General features: G+C 35.2%; 14 protein-coding genes. 6 read left to right on the top strand and 8 right to left on the bottom strand.

Going from position 1 to position 20,930, the window contains the following annotated elements; all coding sequences use genetic code 11:
* Positions 1-4: 4 nt before the first annotated feature.
* The 7 genes from ACJJVO_RS18545 to ACJJVO_RS18515 form a co-directional block, all read right to left on the bottom strand.
* The gene (locus tag ACJJVO_RS18545) at positions 5-1,384 is read right to left on the bottom strand and encodes a restriction endonuclease subunit S (protein ID WP_405576848.1); all 1,380 of its coding nucleotides are present in this window, start codon (positions 1,382-1,384) and stop codon (positions 5-7) included.
* An 8-nt stretch (positions 1,385-1,392) separates the two neighbouring features.
* Entirely contained in the window at positions 1,393-3,558 is a 2,166-nt protein-coding gene (locus tag ACJJVO_RS18540; RefSeq protein ID WP_405576846.1) for a restriction endonuclease subunit M, read from the bottom strand.
* A gap of 1 nt (position 3,559) precedes the next feature.
* Positions 3,560-3,865, bottom strand: a complete 306-nt coding sequence (locus tag ACJJVO_RS18535) for a helix-turn-helix domain-containing protein (protein ID WP_405576844.1) — start codon at positions 3,863-3,865, stop codon at positions 3,560-3,562.
* Between the two features lie 225 nt (positions 3,866-4,090).
* The gene (locus ACJJVO_RS18530) at positions 4,091-4,666 is read right to left on the bottom strand and encodes a hypothetical protein (RefSeq protein WP_405576842.1); all 576 of its coding nucleotides are present in this window, start codon (positions 4,664-4,666) and stop codon (positions 4,091-4,093) included.
* Positions 4,667-4,671: 5 nt separating this feature from the next.
* Positions 4,672-7,344 carry a hypothetical protein gene (locus tag ACJJVO_RS18525; protein ID WP_405576840.1) on the bottom strand — a complete coding sequence of 891 codons (2,673 nt, stop codon included), beginning with the start codon at positions 7,342-7,344 and terminating at the stop codon, positions 4,672-4,674.
* A 201-nt stretch (positions 7,345-7,545) separates the two neighbouring features.
* On the bottom strand, positions 7,546-8,601 hold the full coding sequence (locus ACJJVO_RS18520; RefSeq protein WP_405576838.1) for a hypothetical protein: 1,056 nt from the start codon (positions 8,599-8,601) through the stop codon (positions 7,546-7,548).
* A 271-nt stretch (positions 8,602-8,872) separates the two neighbouring features.
* Positions 8,873-9,280, bottom strand: coding sequence for a DUF2452 domain-containing protein (locus ACJJVO_RS18515; protein WP_405576836.1), 408 nt, complete (start codon positions 9,278-9,280; stop codon positions 8,873-8,875).
* A gap of 89 nt (positions 9,281-9,369) precedes the next feature.
* Between ACJJVO_RS18515 and ACJJVO_RS18510 the strand changes: the two genes are divergently transcribed.
* Positions 9,370-9,573, top strand: a complete 204-nt coding sequence (locus ACJJVO_RS18510) for a hypothetical protein (RefSeq protein WP_405576834.1) — start codon at positions 9,370-9,372, stop codon at positions 9,571-9,573.
* A gap of 179 nt (positions 9,574-9,752) precedes the next feature.
* Here ACJJVO_RS18510 and ACJJVO_RS18505 read toward each other — a convergent pair whose 3' ends face one another.
* Entirely contained in the window at positions 9,753-10,367 is a 615-nt protein-coding gene (locus ACJJVO_RS18505) for a fumarylacetoacetate hydrolase family protein (RefSeq protein ID WP_405576832.1), read from the bottom strand.
* 202 nt (positions 10,368-10,569) lie between these two features.
* Between ACJJVO_RS18505 and ACJJVO_RS18500 the strand changes: the two genes are divergently transcribed.
* The 5 genes from ACJJVO_RS18500 (at position 10,570) to ACJJVO_RS18480 (ending at position 20,866) form a co-directional block, all read left to right on the top strand.
* A complete protein-coding gene (locus ACJJVO_RS18500) occupies positions 10,570-12,300 on the top strand; it encodes a T9SS type A sorting domain-containing protein (RefSeq protein ID WP_405576830.1) in 1,731 nt (576 codons plus the stop codon).
* 109 nt (positions 12,301-12,409) lie between these two features.
* The gene (locus tag ACJJVO_RS18495) at positions 12,410-13,297 is read left to right on the top strand and encodes a phospholipase A (RefSeq protein ID WP_405576828.1); all 888 of its coding nucleotides are present in this window, start codon (positions 12,410-12,412) and stop codon (positions 13,295-13,297) included.
* A gap of 420 nt (positions 13,298-13,717) precedes the next feature.
* A complete protein-coding gene (locus ACJJVO_RS18490) occupies positions 13,718-16,594 on the top strand; it encodes an AsmA-like C-terminal region-containing protein (protein ID WP_405576826.1) in 2,877 nt (958 codons plus the stop codon).
* 1,150 nt (positions 16,595-17,744) lie between these two features.
* Positions 17,745-20,573 (top strand): excinuclease ABC subunit UvrA, encoded by a 2,829-nt coding sequence (gene uvrA / locus ACJJVO_RS18485; protein WP_405576824.1) that lies wholly within the window; start codon positions 17,745-17,747, stop codon positions 20,571-20,573.
* A gap of 125 nt (positions 20,574-20,698) precedes the next feature.
* A complete protein-coding gene (locus ACJJVO_RS18480) occupies positions 20,699-20,866 on the top strand; it encodes a lmo0937 family membrane protein (RefSeq protein ID WP_405576822.1) in 168 nt (55 codons plus the stop codon).
* The last annotated feature ends 64 nt before the right edge of the window (positions 20,867-20,930 follow it).

The raw sequence follows: 20,930 nt of genomic DNA, 5'->3' as shown, positions 1-20,930 counted from the left end.
TTAATTAATTTCTGTTGTCTAAAATTATTTTTTCTATTTCTTGTTGTGCGTTCTTTAGCTCCTGAATAGCTTCGGCTTTTAAATTATTGGCTCTATCTCTTAAATCTATTATGTAATTTGCAATCTCATTTTGCAATTCCATAGGTGGTAAAATGATTTGAATACTTTTTAAAGCGGTTTGATTTAATTCTGGAATAACACCACCATTATTATTCCTAAATATTAAACGTTGACCAACGTAGCTTCTTAAATACGCCTGTAAATAATATGGATTGATTAATGATGTATTTAAACTAACTCTGAAAATATGCGATGAAAGAATACTATTTATAATTTCATCTTCTACAACTGACACTAAACCCAATGAGCCTGAACGCGATACTAAAAAATCATTATAATCTAATTTAATTTTAGATGGAACTTCTGATACATTTACATATCTGGCATTTTTATCTACTATACCGTTTGAACTTAAATCGCTTACTCTAAGGTATCTAAAACCAGTGTCTGAATATGAACGTATCTCTACGCCATTACTTAATCCGGTAATTATTTTTCTAAGTGGTTCATTTAGATAATGAGCAGAATTGATTGCTTCCTCTAATAGATAATATTCTTGCTGGTTATAGAAGGCATCAAAACGACTACCTGTTATATCTTTAGATGTTACTTGAAACATTCTATTTTCAATTGAACTATCAACTAATGGGACATTAAACCCTAATTTATCAAACAAGTAATTATCAATACTATCTAAAAGCTCTTTTGCTTGTTTTTCTTTTTCTTGCTTTAGTTTAAATGATTGGTTATAATTTTTTATTATTCTTGTCTGTATTTCTTTTGATACATCAGGAACAGGTAGATTATCAATATCATTAGTTTGTAAGCGAGGTAAAGTATTACCAGTCATCAAATGTTTCGTTTGCTTGACAATTATATCTGACCGTAAGTAAATTGCAAGGAATTCGTTTGAAAGTTTTGATTTTGAGTCAAATATGTGAAACTCCGTAGAGCATATTCCATCAAATTCTGCTAGATAAACTTTATTCAAGTAAGGTCTTAGTTTTGGAAATAATATTTGTCCTTTCTTAAATATACCTGCACTACTAATCGAAGCTTTGATCTTCGTAGGTATGTACTCTCCTGTATTTGACTTTATGTTTTCTAATCCTATGTAAATATCATTTTCCGATATTTCCGAAGTAATTGATTTGGCATTATTTACTACATTTTTAAGTTTATGAAGTTTACCAGTCTTTTCAAGCTTATTAATTATCGCTTGCCTTTCCGTATGGTATGGTGAAGGGTCAATTCTATTTTCTAAATCACTATGATTTACTATAAACAATCTATTATCGAGATTTTGTTTTACTCTATAGTTCATATTAATAATTAGTTTATTTGGCTTATAAACCTTATTAATTCTTCTTCAATCACATCCAGTTCATTATTACCAGTAGGTCGTCCTGTAGCATCATAACCTATGTCTTCTGCAATAGCCATAAAAATTGGGTAATCTATGAGTTGTTTTTGCTTACGTATGATAAATTCTTCTTCCAACTCGTCTTTTAAATCACTTACTTTTTGAGTATACTCTGCTGTGATTTCTTTTTTCCAATCCTTAAACTCGTCTGTTTTCTCGATATCTTTTTTATCAGTTTTGCCAGTGTTGTTTACAAAGCTTGTATGCGCTTTAATGGTTTTCAGTTTCTCTGTATTTATGGCTTTAACCTTTATAGCGTAAGCGTTATCCTTAATAATAGTGTCCTGAATAGTGCGCTTTAAAAGTTTGATTTCTTCGGTTTGCTTCTTTGTCCATTTTCGTAAAAAGAGTACGGAACTTTTAACTCCTGCACCTGTATGTGCGAATGCTGTTTGTGGCATAGATACTACTGCAATAATGCGATACCATTCTTCTATTTCATCACGTACATATTGTAAACTACTGTTTGTTAAAATACCGTCTGGTATTACTACTGCGAGGTAACCACCTTCATTTAAAAAATGATGACATTGTTCTAAGAATAGAACTTCTGTACTTTGGTTTGCTCTGTTTTTTACTCCTGAGTTTTTAAGATCTAACCAAGAGGTATCTTTATTACCTAAGCTATAGTTTTTTAAGTATGCTTTTTCGGTCAACTTTACTGAAGAACCAAATGGTGGGTTTGTGATAATAAAATCAAACGAGTTGTATTTGAATCCTTGATTACCAGACTTAGCAATCATAGCATCGCTATTTAGTAAACCATCTGATGCAATTACATTTGTATGGCCATCATCGTGAATAATCATATTCATTTTTGCTGTACGTGCAATTTGCTCATTTATCTCAATACCAAATAAGTTTTTTTCTGCAAAGTCGTGCCAATGTCTATGATGCTCTACAGAACCTTCATTGTAATATTCTCCAGCTTGTTGTCTTACCTTATCTAATGCATATAATAAGAAACCACCACTACCACAAGAAGTATCTAACACTCTACTGTCATTTGTAATAGGTAATGTGTTCACTATAAACTTAACGATGTTACGTGGTGTAAAATATTGTCCAAAGTCACCACGAAAGTATGAACCCATAAAGGTTTCAAATGCTTTTCCTTTACTATCTAAATCTGTTTCATTTAAATTAATGTTTTCTAAATAGCCTACTACCGTTCTTACTTTAGTGTGATTTAATCTTATATCATCTTTAAATACTTCTGGATCTTTCACTTTCCCTTGCGCATATAATGCCTTGATACGTTTGAAAAGGTCTATAGATATTTTTTCTTCTATCTTCTCTTTTTGTTCTTTAGTAGCGTTTTTTGGAATAGGCTCATTAAATATCTGAAAATCGTAAGGTTCTCCTTTTTTACGAGGTAATCGTTCATCCCATATCTTACAAAAAATTAACTTATCAAGTTCATCAAAAGCCTCTGAAGGATTGAGTTCTCCACCTGCCCAAAGTGCATTGTGCGCTTGTTTAAAACGTTTTGTTAGTTCATCCTCGCCTATGGTGTGAAGTTCGAAGTATTTTTGCTTTACTTCATCTTTGCCTGCCTCTTCATCTTCCTTTTTACCACCTTTAGCATACTTATATTTTTGAATATCGGTAATACCAAATCTTGGAATATCTGGAATCGTTTGTTTAACGCTACTTTCCTTATCAATTTGGTAACTTACATCCTTTATACGAGACGTTACCCAAAGATATTTAATAGTACCTGATAAAGCATAAGCATAGCTTGCTGCTTGTTCAACAGCCTGGATAAATTCAAGTTCAGAAACCTCTGGTTTCTTACATTCAACAACAATATGTGGTTGTGTATGATCTTCATCATTATAGACTATTATATCCGCTTCTTTAGTTGTAGAAGCCATTGTAACCGTCTTGAATTGTTCTATATGTTCTACTGGATAACCATAATCCAAAACCAATTTAAGGAATGATTCTGTTTGTACTTGTTCTTCTGGATTTGTGTAGTTACGTCTTTTATCTTGATGTATGTAATGTACGTATTTACCGTCTTCTGAAAAGGAAATTAATCCTTTTGCTACTCCTTTTTCTATTAATGTCATATTAGCTATTAGCGTTACTATTTTTAATATATTTTATTTCTTCTTCTGCTACTTTTAGGATGCCTTTTGGGTCCTCTTCGTCTTTGAGAATTTCCATTACTTGGTCAACTAACCAACGTTTATCTAATTCTTTAGGGTCGATGTTATAGGCTTCTGCGAAAGCGATTACTTGTTCTCGTCTTGCTTTACGTGTACCACGTTCAATTTTACTAAGTAGTGCCATATCCATCTGTAATATAGATGCAATTTCACGTTGCAGTAATTGTCGTTCTTCACGCAAGCTCTTTAAATATTCTCCAAATTGCATAATTGGTTTTTTTAGACTTGTCAATATTTGTCTAATTTATGAAAAGGAAAGAAAGAACTAACTAAAAACAATAAAAAGTTATAAAGGTAATTTTAAGGTTATTAACATCTATACGGTTAACCGTAAAACGGTTTACGTTTTTATGTTTATTAGGATATAGTGGAAACAAAGAAATCGAGGGAATACCTCGATTTACTTTGAATTATACCATATTTATTTAATAATCTAGTTCGATATTTTTATATAAGTGTATAAAGATATATTTACTGGTCTAGTTTCTTCTATACCAAAGTTGTCAATTACTTTAGGATTGTGCGGGAAACGATCATTACCTCCAGGTGATTGATCTCCACCTCTTGTATCAGTCGATCCATCTGGATTCCCATCTGCTCTTGCACCTACCCAACCTCCGTGGTTGTGTTTTTTTACACCATCTAATTGTAAACTTCCAACTTTTCGTGTGGTGTCAGGATCTTTACCCTCTCCGTTTACATTACTCGCTCTAATAAATGCTCCTGAAGCATTGGGTAAAAAATATTTATCATTCTTTTTAGTTAAAATATTTAAATCAAAATTTTCATCCAAAAGTTTATAGAGTTCAGAATCTTTATAGATTTCTTGACCATTGAGCAAAACCCAAGTACCTTTTTGAGTTTTGTTAAATTGATTTGGTTTAAGTAAGGATTGTTTTATAATCCCAATATCTTCTAGGTTTTCTTGAAAATTTGACGAATTATTGAATGTAAATGACAATAGAGCGAAAACTGTTATCGCTAGCAAAATAGTTTTGAAATTTTTCATATTGGTTAGTTTAAATTAATATAGTTCTGATATTCTGGTTTATTGCTTGTTTTATTTATAATATCATATTTAGCTATCTTATTAACAAGTAGGTTTTCATTCTCAAATAGACCTTGTAGATATTCTGGATAGAGAATTTTCTCTTCTATTATATATTCAAAAGGTGGTATAGGTAAATTAATTACATTTTTTGTAATATCTAAACCATTGATATTCATTGGATGTATAGTAATTACTGTTCTAAAATTGAGTTTATCGCCAACTAAGTTTAACTTAAAAAAAGAATTTTCAAAATTAAAATCAGTATTCACCTCTTCAACTAATTTTATAGCTTTGTCAAAATCTATTTCATTTAGGATAGCATAAAATTTCTCGATTTGAGATGTTAAAGTTAGTTCTGTATTAATTAAATAATTAGAAAGGTTTAATTTTAGATATTCGTTTTGAGACATTAATAAATTATAAATGTATTTTTTATGTATCAAATTAAAATCTTTCTCTAAAATATGTTTTTTGAAGTAAGGCAAAAGAATAGCACCAGATATTACATTTGTTTGAGCTATGGCTTTACGATTTTCCAAAAGTATATTTTCAAATTTTATTTTTGTGTTTTCATTCTTAATTGAAGGATTAATAGTAATCACTTTTGGTATGTTGAAATTATTTCCAATTTCTGACTTGTAGAAATATAAATAAGGTTCAAGTAAATCTGTAAATTCAGTTAAAGTTAATATAGATTGAGGATATATTAAAATATCGAGCTTATCTGATAAGTCTTGCTTGAAAATATTATCCTCAATGTATTTAATGTCTAATTTAGGTATCATTATATTATCTGATAAGCTGACAATTGAATATTCTAAATTATTGACATTTATGTTTGGATAAACTTGTCTAATCAAACTCAACATAGGATCGTAAATTTTATCTTGCCATATATTACTCTTATCAAAACTATTAAAGTGTAAGAATTTTTTATTGATTAGAGTTTTATTCTTAGTATTAATAAATACTATTTTCACCATATCCTTTACCTCTTGACTACTTTCGTATAAATCTCTTAACTCCTCAAGAGTTGTTGCATTTCTTATAGCTTCCCAAAGGTGATTATATTGTGATGCATTAGTTATTTTGATAGCCTCATTATCTGAATAGATTAATTGTGTAAGCCTGTCTAATTTATTTTCAATTGTTATCAGTTTTGCATCAATTTTCGTGAATCTTTTTTGGTTTTCTATGTATAAGTCTACATTCAACTTTCTTAAATCCAAAATATTATCATTAATTACATCTAGCTTCTTATTTATCTCGTCAAGCTTTTTATTAATTTGAGCAAACTCAGCCATAATAGCATCAAACTGTGGGTCAGAGTCTTGCCCTTCTCCAAATAAAGCAAAGGCACCGTTAACAGCTTGAATGCCTGCCATAGGATTACCTGTAAAATAAGCCATTGCTCCATTTGCAATTACATTACCAATAGCAATAGCTTGATTTGCATTTTCAGCATCTTGTTTAGATAGCCCTAAATTAGTTGCTAACTCTACAATATCGCCCGCACCACTTAGATAACTTTGAATATTTTGTACTGAATTAATATTTTCTAAAGTACTTTTAGTTTCTAAATAATCAGGATTACTTGTATCATCTTTGAAATTTAAATCGAGAATCTTAATTTTTCCTTTAGTATCTGCATTATCATATAAAACATCAGTGATAACTCCTATTTTAAATGAGTTTTCACTGATTAATTTAGTATTTTCTATTTGCAACTCTTTAACAAGAACTATATCATCTTTATTTCTTTCAATTTGTTTTTTATTTAATATAATTTGCTTTTCATTATTCTTTATATCTGTACGCATTTCTTGTACGTCCATATCCAATTTTTGAAACTTACTTTCAACTTCTTGATTAAACTTTTGCAAACTAACAGCGTTTTCTTTTATACCTTCAAGTAACTTTTTATCAAAGTCATCTACACTAATTTTGAAATCCTGCATCTTCGAATCAAATTCTTTAGACAACTCTTCTTTAGTTTTAGCAATTATATTATCAATATCTAGTTTTTGTTCTTCAAATTTTTGTTCAAAGAAGTCTCTATTTTCTTTTATGAAATTTATACTTTGTTGATCAACAATAGGTGATAAAATCCTGTAATCCTCTGGATTTAAGTTTGTAGAAAAGCTCTTAAGTTGTTTGGAAAAATTATCAACTGCTTCTTCATAAGTTAAATCAGGATTGTTCTTTAATTCTCTTGTAACACTTGAATTAAAAGCAGTTTTAATATTATTATTAAATGCAGTTTTCTCATTCTTAACTCTACTTTCAACAGATTCCTCTGCTTTTTGATAAAGGTATTCTTTACCCATAGCCACCAATGGCGAAGCGAATCTGTTATTACTTAACACATCTGCGAAACCTTCCGTTAGTATTTTTAAACGCTTATTATATACCCTCATATTTTTTGCGCCATCTAAAGGTTTATAAAGCTCTTTAATTATATCTGAATTGTTTTTAATTGCATCATTTTTCGTATAATCCGATGTAGGTGATGTGAATGGTTGATTCCATCCAGGATCGCTCTTTAAGAATGTCTTTATTGCAAAAGGAATATTATCATTTTGAGAATATCCTGTTAAAAATGATCCTAAGAATAGGATTCGTAAATATTTTTTCATAACATGGTTGGTTTTGGTTAATAATTCATCTTTAATAGCAAACATCACAGCATACGTTACCTTTTCATGAGTATAAAGCTGTTATCGTTTTGCTAAAGTGCGTTATATATGTAATACTTCACTATAAGCTTTGTGGTACACTTGCTTCTCGATACAATTCTGGAAAAAACCAAAATCACTCGAAGTGACGTATTATTATAATCAAACCACAACAGCCGCACTCAAAGTCAAAGACACAGGCCGATGATCGCTAGTCCGCGTACTAGCATTAGAACCCGCATTGGCACGCTCAAAAACCTCATGCTCTACAAGTCCGGATTTAGCGTTCACCTTAAGCGGAAAACTACCATTACACAGCGGTTGACTCATTAATATATGATCGATAAGCAAAGGGTTTTGGCTGGCTGGTATGTTGAGAATGGGATCTCTAAAGCGAGAGGTCCATCGCAAATCAGCGCTATAATCAAAAAGGGCATGGTTAAAATACCTTTCGGCTGAGAGCACATCTCCTTGTAGGTTTTGAATGAGATCGAAAAAGAGGTACTGACTTTCAAAAAAATCTTGCCCAGGCCCATCGTTACAATCTCCCAACAACACCATACCTGGTGCTTCTAATTGGTTGAACTTAGCCGTAATATAATGACGAATGTTTCGGGCTTCTGTGGCTAACTTCACTCTGGCTTTTAGTGCGGTTTCTAAGTAATCGCCTTCTAAATTGCCTTGGGCATCGCGCTTTATACTGGTTAAATTAATTTTAGATTTAAGGTGTACTCCAATACATTCAATCTCTTGCCCATTATCGAGTTCGTAAATCAGTACCTGCGGATGGCGGTAATGCTTATGGTCGTCAGGTATAATTTTACCCCAATAATTCACCTGCCAGCGATCGGCTGTGATAAAGGCTTGCCAAACCGTCGGATCTTGCAAGCGACAGCGTGCAGCAATAGCAGGCTTTACCAAATACCATAACCATTGGGTGCCACGCATATGATTGCCATAATCACGGTCGCGATCACCAATTTGGTCGTTATCTCCTTTGAGTAAAATAGGAATCCATGCGTTTTGTAAGACTATAGCGCAAAAATCGAGAATAGCAGCTTCGCCTTTTGGCCCTTCTACCAATAAGAGGATATCGGCATCAATCTGCTGTATGGTGGTTTGTACGCGCTGCCTCCGATTGAGACTGTTTTGTGTGGGTGGATCTTTAATTAAATCTTTGGCGTGTTTTATATTCCAAGTAGAAATCTTTAATGACATAAGTCGTTGGTTTTAAGTTGAATTTATAATACAGTACACCGTGCCCAAATGGGGTACTATGACTATCGTGCATCAACAACGAATTATGTTAATTCTGTACCGTTAAGGATATGGTACTTAGGGAATTGTTAGGAAGTTATAAAATATAAGCACAGCATGGTTTTAAATTAGACCAACTGTTAAAATTCTCTGTATAATACCATAAAAAGACCTTAATAAGCTACATATGAAGTGTATAGCCTAAAAACAAGTAGACTATTGTGCCGTTCAACTAAACCTCAACCTTCACCCAAATCAATTCACTATTAAGTAAAAAGCTACCAATGTGATCAAAATTACAATCCGATGGCGCTATAATAGACAGAAACGGTTGCTGGTGTTTATCATTGTACAAATGATACGTCTCACCAATAAGCGGCTCAAACGTGTAACGCGAATTATACACCAAGGTATTGTACTCTAACGACAGCATCATTTTTTCGTACTCCGCCTTAAGCTCCAAATACTTGGCTTTAATTTGTTTATTCGCCTTGTTGATATTTCGGGTTTTCCAAGATGAATTATCCGTAACCTGTATCGCTGGCGCACCCACATTAGTCGCATACGGTTTTAAGGCCGCATCGTAACGTTGCGTTTGCTCATTAAATACAATCTGATCTGGTTTTTTGGCTTTAGACATAAACAACAGGCTTTTTTACAAAGATAAAACTCCTTTAAGGCGCATTTATAAGAAAATAATATAAAATTTTATTAAATTTAAACCTATTAATGAATCCACCTCGAATGAATTTTACAAAAAAAATAGGAGCGCTCAACCTTTTTATTTTAGCATTATGTGCTTTAATTATTGTGGTTGCGGAATATATGTTCTTAACCGGAGATGAGCTTCATGCCATCTTTATAGGACTTTGGGTACCAACTATTTTAGGTGTAGTCATCTTTATAAAACAGATCATCAATGGAGGCCAATGAAATCATTTTCTCGCTGTCCATCTTTGTCTCGGTGTGCATTATCATCTGGGCAGTGTTGGTGATACGCGCGTACATCAAAATAGACCGTAACGAATAAGCGACGCTAAAGCTTGCAGTACAGCTAGCGCCTTACGTAATAACATAAGGCGAGCCTGCCAATTCTTTTTCACTTATAGCGTTTACACCAATTTAAAATCGAGCAACAAGTCTCCTTCAATAGAGGCTTGCAAATGATCTCCCACAACATTTAAACCAGCTCCATTGGCTGGCGTACCTGTAAAAATAAGATCACCTGGCTCTAAGGTCATAAACGAAGACACATAAGCAATAATCTCAGCAAAATTATAAATCATAAGACTGGTATGCCCTATTTGTGTAGGCGCTCCGTTAATTTTTAAATCGAAATTGATGTTGCTTAAATCACTAAACTTTGAGATCGGAAGAAATGCTGACATTGGTGACGCTCCATCAAAGCCTTTTGCCAAAGCCCAAGGGCCTTTATTTGCTCTACTAGCCGCTAACACATCTTTAGCAGTATAGTCAATACCTACAGCGATTTCAGAAATGTAAGATTCAGCATCAGCAAGCGCAATGTCTTTGCCTTGCTTTCCTATTTTAGCCACCAACTCTACCTCATAAGCCAATTGATTGGTCACCTTAGGAAATGGAATGTTGGCGTTACCGGTCACCAAAGTAGATTCTGGCTTCGTAAATATAGTTTGTGCTCCGTTTTTTATGGCGCTAATTTCTGAAAGGTCATTCACGTAATTTTTGCCTATACCAATAATTTTCATGTGTTTTAGTTTTGTTGTTTTAGTAGAATAAAGATACAATAATCTCGGAGCTATGGATTGAAAAATAGGAAAAAAAAGAACGGTAGAAGACGATATAAAATTGAAGCTGCAAAAATGCGGATGACACAAGTTTTTACAAACATTCAAATCATAAAAAACAGCGCAGAAACCTATAAAAATAGTAACTTTACTAAAAAAACAAATGAGACGCATATCTAAGCTTTTGTGCTTCATCATAATAGTACTGAACACCTACTCCATAACGGCACAGTCTGCAGCAATCACTATTGATGGTCTTTTTGACGATTGGAACGCGAGTTTAACCACTTACACAGACACCAGCGAATCCCTTAATGGTATCGATTTGCTAGAGCTCCAAGTCACTAATGATGATGAGTACTTATTCATTAAAATGAAAGCGAATGTAGAATTCGATTTAACGGACGATTTAATCACGCAACAAATAAGACTCTTCATAGACACGGACAACAATGCCAGTACAGGCTATGACATTCAAGAGGGTTATGGGTCTGAATTAGGGATTATTTTCAAAGAATTATTCGCGCATTATAATGTAGAGCCTTATGCACAAGTGAGCTTGTCGAGTATCAAATTAAGAGCTGCTCCTACAGTAACGTCTAACGAATTTGAAATCGCCATAGGCAGACATCAAATACCAGATGGCATTAACCCATTGTTTACGTCTTCAACCATAAAAATAGTATTAAAAAATGATGCTAATGCAGATAAAATTCCAAACGTTGGAAGCACCTTGTCTTACACCTTTGATGAGACTCCTGTAACACCGTACACACCTATAGACCTTACAAAAGCGAACCCTACACATATTAGACTTCTAGCTTACAACACCTTATTTAATGGACTAGATGATGCCAATAGAGTCCAACATTTTGGAAGTATTCTAACCACCATTCAACCAGATATTATAGGGTTTACGGAATGTTGGGATACCACAACAAATACAGTAAAAACACTTTTAGATGTGTGGTTACCTACAGGTACTCAGCAAGGCTGGTATGTTGAAAAACTAGGTGGACTCATTACCGCCTCACGATGGGAAATACTGCAACAATGGCAAAGCCTTACAAGGCAATTCCCAGTGCTCATCGATTTACCAGACTCCTACCCTACAAACCTCCTATTTACCAATGCGCACTTAAATTGCTGTGATGCGGATGCGGCTCGCCAAGATCAGGCCGACCAATACGCAGCGTTTATCTTAGATGCCAAAGCACCTGGTGGCAACATCACCTTAGAAACCAATACTCCGTTTTTATATTCTGGAGATTTAAACTTAGTAGGCTACGCACAACAATTAACTACCTTAAAAACAGGAGACATACAAGATACTGCCACCTATGGCAATGGCGCTCCTTTAGATTGGGACAATACAGATCTTACAGAACAAAACTGTTTGCAAGCCGATGAAAGAATGGGCTACACCTGGAGATCAGATGACCAAGGCTTTCCTCCGGGCAAATTAGATTACATCATTTTTTCAGATCACGTCGCAACAGCTGAAAAATCCTTTGTATTACAAACCGAAGTGATGCCTTTAGAACGCTTAATACAATATAACCTCGGCGAATTTGATACCATTAACGCCTCAGACCATTTTCCGGTAGTCACCGACTTTTCTATAAATGAAAATCTAAGCACCACAACACACCAGTTAACTGAGAGTACCTTATACCCGAATCCTACCAACGGCTTCGTGACGCTAGATTTAAAAACCTCGGACACCTATCACATTCAAATTATAAATACCTTAGGAAAAACAGTAATGACTAAAACCTTCACAACCCAAGCTGCAGGTTTAGATGTAAATACATTAGCTTCTGGTTTTTATGTCATACACATACAGAACAGTCAAGGGCAAACAGCCACACACAAGTTGTTAAAAACCAATTAATATCTGGAGTACGGCAGTGTCCTATGGTGCAAGGATTAAAAAAAAAGGATGCATCGCTATAAATTGAAAATTATAAAATAGCTTTGCGACCTCTAAGACCTCTTATAACATGACAAAAACAATACTAAGCTTGTGGCTACTACTATTAGTATGTTTTAATTTGAAAGCGCAAACACTTTTAGATAAACCAACACGTTACAAATCAATTGCAACCGTTTGGGATTTAGATAAGCAAAACAAACAAGGCACGTTTAAAATCACAGCCTACAAACCCATTTACATTGCCGCCTTTAGATGGTCCGATAGTCCTAACAGATTACCATACAGTGAAAATCCAGACTATTCCGTTACCGAAGAAATTGAATACAACAGCCTAGAAGCCAAATTCCAGTTGAGTTTTAAAACCAAAATAGCCGAATCAATTTTATTTGGCGAAGGCGATTTATGGATTGGCTACACCCAAGTCGCACATTGGCAGATTTTCAACACCGATATTTCAAGGGCCTTTAGAGAACTCAATTACGAACCCGAACTGATTTTCACCTACCCTCTAAACCTAACCTTTGCAGGCTTTAATATAAAAATGGCGAGTGTCAGTTTTAATCATCAGTCTAACGGTAGAGACTTACCACGATCCCGAAGCTGGAACAGAGTGGTATTTAAATTGGCTATGGAAAGCAAAAACCTCACCTTATTACTTACCCCTTGGATTAGAATACCAGACAGCGAAGACGAAAACCCATTAATCACAAGTTATATAGGTAGAGGTAGCGTCACCGCCATTTACAAACTCAAGCAACATACGTTTTATGCTATTGGCACCAATTCGTTTGCACTAAAGGATAATCATGGCAGCATTCAATTTAACTACCTCTATCCCATCAGCCAAAACCTAAATCTGCACGCACAATTCTTCTCAGGTTACGGAGAAACCCTTATAGACTATAACCATTATCAAAACACCGTTGGTCTAGGCATCTCTTTCGCTAATTGGTAAACCTAATAATCAACCACCAACCCACCAACATCAGCAATAACCGCCAACATCAGCAATAACCAGATACGTCAATCCCAACCACAGACGTCAGTAATAAACATGTACGTCAGTTCGAGTGTTTTGTCTTTCAAAGTGCAACGAAGAAAGACAAAATGTATCGAGAACCGCTCTAAAACCAATAAACCAAAAACTAACAACCAAAAACCAATCACCAACCACGTACGTCAGTAATAACCACAGACGTCAGTTCGAGTGTTTTGCCTTTCAAAGTGAAACGAAGAAAGACAAAATGTATCGAGAACCGCTCTAAAACCCAACCAAAAACCCAAACACTAACAAACAATTAACGAAGTTAAAACACCACACATTAAAAATAAGATTAATTTTGACGGCTTAATCATTTAAGTCAGTAGCACGTTAATGGGAAAAGCAAATAAAAACCGATGGAAAAAAGGACTTAAATGGACCTTAGCAGCAGTAGGATTGCTCATTATAAGCCTATTCGCTATTCCTTCCATCTTTAATGATGTCATTTCTAATGAAATAAAAAAAGGCATCAATAGTAATCTCACCACCAAACTGCAGTTTAAAGACTCTAACATTTCATTCTTTAATCATTTCCCTGCATTAACGTTTTCATTTGAAGACGTCAGTTTAGCCAGTGCAAAACCCTTTGAAAAAGACACCTTAATTAATGCCAAAGAATTAGGATTTGGAGTCAATGTATTCAAGCTGATCTTTTCAGATAAAGTCGTAGTGAACCAAACCTACCTCACCGATTGTAATATCTATCTCATTAAAGATGCCTTTGGCAGAACAAATTACGATGTATACAAAGCAACGGATACCACTGCAGTTGCAAAAGACACTACAGCATCGGGTTTAAATCTTAACCTCAGACGCTTGCAATTAGACAATGCATCCATCCATTACATAGACAATGCCAATGGCTTAACCATTAGCTCACAAGGTCTTAATTACAATGGCAGAGGTGGCATTGTGGATGGCAAATTAGAATTGGGATCGCGCTTAGATATCACCAGTGTAGATGTCACCTTTAACCATACCGATTATTTAAATGGCAAAAAAATAAAAGCCAAATCCTTCACTATCTATGATTCCGAAAACCTATCCGTAGCCTTAGACAAGAATACCATTTCTTTAAATGATTTGAAAGTGAATTTTAATGGCAAACTCGATGTGTTTGAAAATGGAGTAGCTTACAATTTACACTTTAAAACAGAAGATGGCTCCTTAGAAAAAGTGATGAGTGCCTTACCTCCTAAATATGCCGAATGGTCCAAAGAGGTCACATTGAAAGGAGATTTAGATGCTAAATTTGAATTGGCAGGTTTCTCCGGTACAGTACCAGAAGCTGCTGCTGTAGATAAGATGGATCTCGAGGTCTCAATTGTAAATGGCAAAGTAAAACACAACAAGGCCACAGAAGCACTAGAGAACCTATACCTAAAGTTTAAAGGAAATATCACTAACAATCGGTTTAATGTAAAACTAGATACTTTAGATTTTACACTGAATGACGAACGGACGCATGGTCACGCATACCTCAACGGTAAAGCCGATTCCCTATACGTGAAGTCAGACATGACATCACATCTCAACCTGAATATCCTTAACCAAACTTTAAATCTACCAGACTTTAGTTTTAAAGGTATTTTAGTAGCAGACATTACTAGTGATGGTGTGTACCAACCCTTCAAATCTAAATTACCTAAAACCAACGGCATATTGAAATTAACCGATGGTGCGCTGCAAACTTCAGGACATCCAGAACCTATAAAAGACATACAATTAGATGCTATAATAGAAAACAAAGGCGAAACATACGATGCTTCAACCTTAACTATTAACGCCCTAAACTTTAGCTTTCTCGATAATCAATTTACCAGTACGGCTTTTTTCAAGAATTTTGACCAACCGGAATACGATATCCAAGGGAAAGGCACCATAGATTTCACCGCTCTAAATAAAGTGATAGCATTGCCAATTGCCATAACAAACGGTCAACTTACGGCAGACGCACATTTAAAAGGACAAGTGAATAAGCCGCAAAGTGAAAATGCGAATAGTGGGACTTTAAACCTAAAAGACCTAGCCTTTACAACCCATATGCTACAATATCCTGTAGTGATAAGTGAAGGACAGTTTTTGTTTTTAAATGATAAAATGGCCTTTACTAATGTCAATGTAAATCATCAATCTTCGGATGTGGTTATGGATGGGTATTTTCAAAATTATCTCAATTATACCTTATTATCTGAAGGCATATTGCAAGGAGATGTACAACTAAAAGCTCCCAAAATAGATATCACAGAATTTTTTCCAAAAGAAGAACAGTTAACCGCGCAAACAGATAGTATCACCAATACACGTACTGTAGAAAATGTAGTAAGTGGTGTGATGCAAATCCCAAAGAATGTAGATCTCGCTCTTAAAGTAAACATCGATAGCTTAAACTACAACGCCCTTATCATCACAAAGCTTTCTGGAGATTTAGGACTAAAAGACCAAGGACTATTCTTAAAAAACAGCACCTTAAACATGGTCGATGGCACAGCTAAAATCGAAGGTTTTTACCAACCAACGTCATTAAAAGCAGCCCTGTTTTCTCTGAATTTAAAGGCCAAACAATTAAATATTGAAAAAGGCTATAACAGCATGGAGCTATTTAAAGAACTGGCACCTGCCGCAGCGCAAGCATCTGGCATTGTGTCTATAGACTACGACATAGCAGGCCAATTAGACGAAACCATGTTACCAGTAATGCCATCATTAAAAGGCAAAGGCACGTTGAAAGTACACGATGTTAAATTTGAGGGGTATAAATTGATGGGTAAAGTCTCTGAAAAATCAGGATTTGAAGCCTTAAACGATCCTAAAATCTCTGAGATCACCATTAATTCTACCGTAAACAATAATGTGTTAGACATAGAACGCTTTAAATTTAAAGTGAGTCCATTTAGATTACGAGCCGAAGGGCAAACCGATTTTGAGGGTAACCTTAGTCTTAAAATGCGTATTGGATTACCACCATTGGGACTTATTGGGATTCCTGTGGTTATTGAAGGCACCAGTGATGATTTCAACGTTAAGGTGGGTAAAAAATCCAAGGACCTTAATGACGACACACAAGACAACAGCGTCATAACTAACGAATTAGAAGACATCTCTAAACGTAAAGATGCCATAAGAGAAAGTGAATCCTCAGACAAAATAAACACCCTACAACAAGACATCAACCAAATAAAATCAGACAGTCTTAAAACAAAAGAATAACAACTTCAATCTAATAACCATCCACGTCAGTTATTTACATATACGTCAGTTCGAGTGTTTATGTATTCTAAGTAAAACGAAGAATACATAAATGTATCGAGAACCAATAACCACCAACCAAAAACCACCAACCAAATACCACCAACCAACCACCGACGTCAGTTATTTACATGTACGTCAGTTCGAGTGTTTATGTATTCTAAGTAAAACGAAGAATACATAAATGTATCGAGAACCAATAACCACCAACCAAAAACCACCAACCAAATACCACCAACCAACCACCGACGTCAGTTATTTACATGTACGTCAGTTCGAGTGTTTATGTATTCTAAGTAAAACGAAGAATACATAAATGTATCGAGAACCAATAACCACCAACCAAAAACCACCAACCAAATACCACCAACCAACCACCGACGTCAGTTATTTACATGTACGTCAGTTCGAGTGTTTATGTATTCTAAGTAAAACGAAGAATACATAAATGTATCGAGAACCAACCAAAAACCAAATACCACCAACCTAAAACAAACAACCAAAAACCACCGACAACAGTTATATAAACCTACGTCAGTTCCTACCACCAACGTCAGTTCGAGTGTTTTGCCTTTCAAAGTGAAACGAAGAAAGGCAAAATGTATCGAGAACCAACATAAAACCAAACACTACCAACCAACCACGTCAGTTATTTACATGTACGTCAGTTCGAGTGTTTATGTATTCTAAGTGAAACGAAGAATACATAAATGTATCGAGAACCAATAACCACCAACCAAATACCACCGACAACAGTTATATAAACCGACGTCAGTTCCTACCACCAACGTCAGTTCGAGTGTTTTGCCTTTCAAAGTGAAACGAAGAAAGACAAAATGTATCGAGAACCGCTCTAAAACCCAAAACCCAAAACCAACAACCAAACACCATACCCAGGTCATAACCGCATCAAAGCCGGGTCATAGTCGGGTCATAGTCGGGTGAACCCGCGTTTTTTCCTACATCAAAACAAGACCACGACGCACCAAGCCGTCCCAATACCACCAACTCTATCAAAATCAGTTCAAATCATTTTAAGCTTCAATAAAATTAGATTCATAATTTGTACCTTTGCAACTTTGCTAAAAACAACAGGAGGATAAAACCATATATGAGCCAATTCAACGATTCAATTGAAGTAAAAGGAGCACGCGTTCACAACCTAAAAAACATAGACGTTACCATCCCTAGAGATAAACTAGTGGTGATAACAGGCTTGTCTGGTAGTGGAAAGTCGTCCTTGGCTTTCGATACTATTTACGCAGAAGGGCAACGTCGTTATATCGAAACCTTTTCAGCATACGCAAGGCAGTTCTTAGGCAGTTTAGAACGTCCGGATGTAGATAAAATCGATGGCCTCTCTCCTGTGATTGCTATAGAACAAAAAACCACGAGCAAATCACCACGCTCTACAGTAGGTACCATTACAGAGATTTATGACTTTCTGCGTTTATTGTACGCAAGAGCCGCAGATGCCTACAGTTACGAAACTGGAGAGCAAATGGTTAGCTATAGCGATGAGCAAATTAAGAACCTGATTTTAGAATCTTATGCTGGCAAACGTATTAATATATTATCACCTGTTATACGTTCACGTAAAGGACATTATCGCGAATTATTTGAGCAAATCGCCAAACAAGGCTTCGTTAAAGTAAGAACCGATGGCGAAATTGTAGATATCGAAAAGGGCATGAAACTAGACCGTTACAAAACCCACGATATCGAAATTGTTATTGATAGACTAAAGATTGATAACACAGAAAACGATGAAAAACGCCTAATGGAAAGCATCAATACAGCCATGTATCATGGTGAAGATGTATTGATGGTGATTGATCAAGACACCAACGAACCGCGTTTCTTTAGCCGGAATTTAATGTGTCCGTCTTCGGGAATCTCTTACCCTAACCCAGAACCTAATAACTTCTCCTTTAACTCACCAAAAGGAGCTTGTCCTAACTGTAATGGTATTGGGGAATTGTATGTAGTGAACGCCAATAAACTAGTGCCAGATGAATCCCTTTCTATAAAAAATGGAGCGCTTGCACCACATGGACCACAAAAGAAAAGCTGGATTTTTAAACAGTTTGAAACCATAGCACAACGCTTTGAGTTCTCTTTAAACGACCCTTGGAAAGACATTCCGGAAGAAGCCAAACAAATCATCCTTTACGGAGGAAAAGATAAATTCACTGTAGAAAGTAAATTACTAGGTGTTACCAGAGACTATAAAATAGACTTTGAAGGTGTCGCTAATTTTATTGAAACGCAGTACAATTCAGATTCAACATCCTTAACACGCTGGGCTAAAGAATACATGGACAATATTGAATGTCCTGTTTGTGAAGGCTCACGCTTACGTAAAGAGTCCCTTTATTTTAAAGTCGATGGCAAAAGTATTGCAGACTTAGTAAAAATGGATGTGATTGAACTAGGAGAATGGTTAGATGGTTTAATAGACCGTTTATCAAACAAGCAACAACAAATCTCTGCCGAAATCATCAAAGAAATTAGAAGTCGCGTACAGTTTCTACTCGATGTAGGTCTTACCTATCTCAACTTAAACCGAAGTTCTAAATCTCTTTCTGGTGGTGAAGCACAACGTATAAGACTAGCTACACAAATTGGATCACAACTAGTAGGCGTGCTTTATATCTTAGACGAACCTAGTATTGGTTTACACCAACGCGATAACGAAAAGTTGATTAATTCACTAATCTCATTGAGAGATGTTGGTAATTCTGTGATAGTCGTTGAACACGATAAAGACATGATAGAACGCGCAGACCATGTCATTGACATTGGACCTTTTGCGGGTAAACATGGTGGCGAAATAATCAGTGAAGGTACACCAACAGAATTATTAAACCAGCACACGCTTACAGCAGCTTATCTTAATGGTGAAAAGACCATTGAAATACCTAAAGAACGCAGAAAAGGCAATGGTAAAAAACTAATTCTTAAAGGGTGTACAGGTAATAATTTAAAGAATGTAGACATAGAATTACCCTTAGGTCAAATGATTGGTATTACTGGCGTTTCAGGAAGTGGTAAATCGACCTTAATAAACGAAACCCTCTACCCGATTCTTAACGCCCATTATTTTAATGGAGTTAAAGTGCCAATGCCTTATAAAAGTATCAAAGGGTTAGAACATTTAGACAAAGTGATTGACATTAACCAATCACCAATAGGACGTACTCCACGAAGTAATCCTGCCACTTACACCAAAACTTTTGATGAAATTAGAAGTTTATTTGCAAAAATCCCCGAAGCTATGATTCGTGGTTACAAACCAGGACGCTTTAGTTTCAATGTTAAAGGAGGCCGTTGTGAAACCTGTCAAGGAGGTGGATTGCGTGTGATTGAAATGAATTTCTTACCAGACGTTTACGTAGAGTGCGAAACCTGCCAAGGCAAGCGCTTTAATAGAGAAACCTTAGAGATTCGTTATAAAGGCAAATCCATCAGTGATGTCTTAAACATGACGATTGAAGAAGCTGTAGATTTCTTTGAAAATATCCCAAAGATTCACCGAAAGCTGAAGACTATAAAAGATGTTGGCTTAGGCTATATAACACTAGGGCAACAATCTACCACACTTTCTGGTGGTGAAGCCCAACGTATCAAATTAGCAACAGAATTAAGTAAACGTGATACCGGAAACACTTTTTATATCTTAGATGAACCTACTACAGGTTTGCACTTTGAAGATATTAGAGTCCTCATGAAAGTCCTAAACAAACTAGCTGATAAAGGCAATACTGTTTTAATTATAGAACACAATCTCGATGTGATTAAAACTGTAGATTATATTATTGATATCGGCTACGAAGGAGGAAAAGGAGGCGGACAAGTGGTCGCTAAAGGCACACCAGAGCAAATTATTAAAGACAAAAAGAGCTACACTGCTAAATTTCTAAAGAAGGAATTGGTTTAATTTCCTACAAACTGAGAGAATGCTAACTCATTTCATTAAGATCTTAACGGGTAAGATGAAAGGCAAATGATCTTCCGATTTAATTTTCTAAATTGTTTTAACTAACAATTAAAAAATCTAAAATCATGAAAAGTATTCTTTGGCTTGTCGCAGTAATTTGTATCGTTGTTTGGTTATTAGGACTTCTCAACATTATCCCAGGAATAAGCAGCAGCAGTCTAATTCATATTTTATTAGTCATTGCTATAGTCGTTATATTGTATAACATTATTTCTGGAAGAAAACCGTTGTAACCACCTAAACCTCTAAAAAATTAGCGTAGTGATTTTTAATTTCTACGCTTATTTTTTCACTAAT

The organism is Winogradskyella sp. Asnod2-B02-A (assembly GCF_045063645.1).
In the GTDB taxonomy this organism is placed as follows: domain Bacteria; phylum Bacteroidota; class Bacteroidia; order Flavobacteriales; family Flavobacteriaceae; genus Winogradskyella.
The sequence above is the reverse complement of the archived record's forward strand: the minus strand, read 5'-3'. Positions and strand labels throughout refer to the sequence as shown.

Coding starts and splice junctions, on each gene's coding strand:
- ACJJVO_RS18545 (WP_405576848.1), bottom strand. CDS start 1,384: ATGAACTATAGAGTAAAACAAAATCTCGATAATAGATTGTTTATAGTA.
- ACJJVO_RS18540 (WP_405576846.1), bottom strand. CDS start 3,558: ATGACATTAATAGAAAAAGGAGTAGCAAAAGGATTAATTTCCTTTTCA.
- ACJJVO_RS18535 (WP_405576844.1), bottom strand. CDS start 3,865: ATGCAATTTGGAGAATATTTAAAGAGCTTGCGTGAAGAACGACAATTA.
- ACJJVO_RS18530 (WP_405576842.1), bottom strand. CDS start 4,666: ATGAAAAATTTCAAAACTATTTTGCTAGCGATAACAGTTTTCGCTCTA.
- ACJJVO_RS18525 (WP_405576840.1), bottom strand. CDS start 7,344: ATGAAAAAATATTTACGAATCCTATTCTTAGGATCATTTTTAACAGGA.
- ACJJVO_RS18520 (WP_405576838.1), bottom strand. CDS start 8,601: ATGTCATTAAAGATTTCTACTTGGAATATAAAACACGCCAAAGATTTA.
- ACJJVO_RS18515 (WP_405576836.1), bottom strand. CDS start 9,280: ATGTCTAAAGCCAAAAAACCAGATCAGATTGTATTTAATGAGCAAACG.
- ACJJVO_RS18510 (WP_405576834.1), top strand. CDS start 9,370: ATGAATCCACCTCGAATGAATTTTACAAAAAAAATAGGAGCGCTCAAC.
- ACJJVO_RS18505 (WP_405576832.1), bottom strand. CDS start 10,367: ATGAAAATTATTGGTATAGGCAAAAATTACGTGAATGACCTTTCAGAA.
- ACJJVO_RS18500 (WP_405576830.1), top strand. CDS start 10,570: ATGAGACGCATATCTAAGCTTTTGTGCTTCATCATAATAGTACTGAAC.
- ACJJVO_RS18495 (WP_405576828.1), top strand. CDS start 12,410: ATGACAAAAACAATACTAAGCTTGTGGCTACTACTATTAGTATGTTTT.
- ACJJVO_RS18490 (WP_405576826.1), top strand. CDS start 13,718: ATGGGAAAAGCAAATAAAAACCGATGGAAAAAAGGACTTAAATGGACC.
- uvrA (WP_405576824.1), top strand. CDS start 17,745: ATGAGCCAATTCAACGATTCAATTGAAGTAAAAGGAGCACGCGTTCAC.
- ACJJVO_RS18480 (WP_405576822.1), top strand. CDS start 20,699: ATGAAAAGTATTCTTTGGCTTGTCGCAGTAATTTGTATCGTTGTTTGG.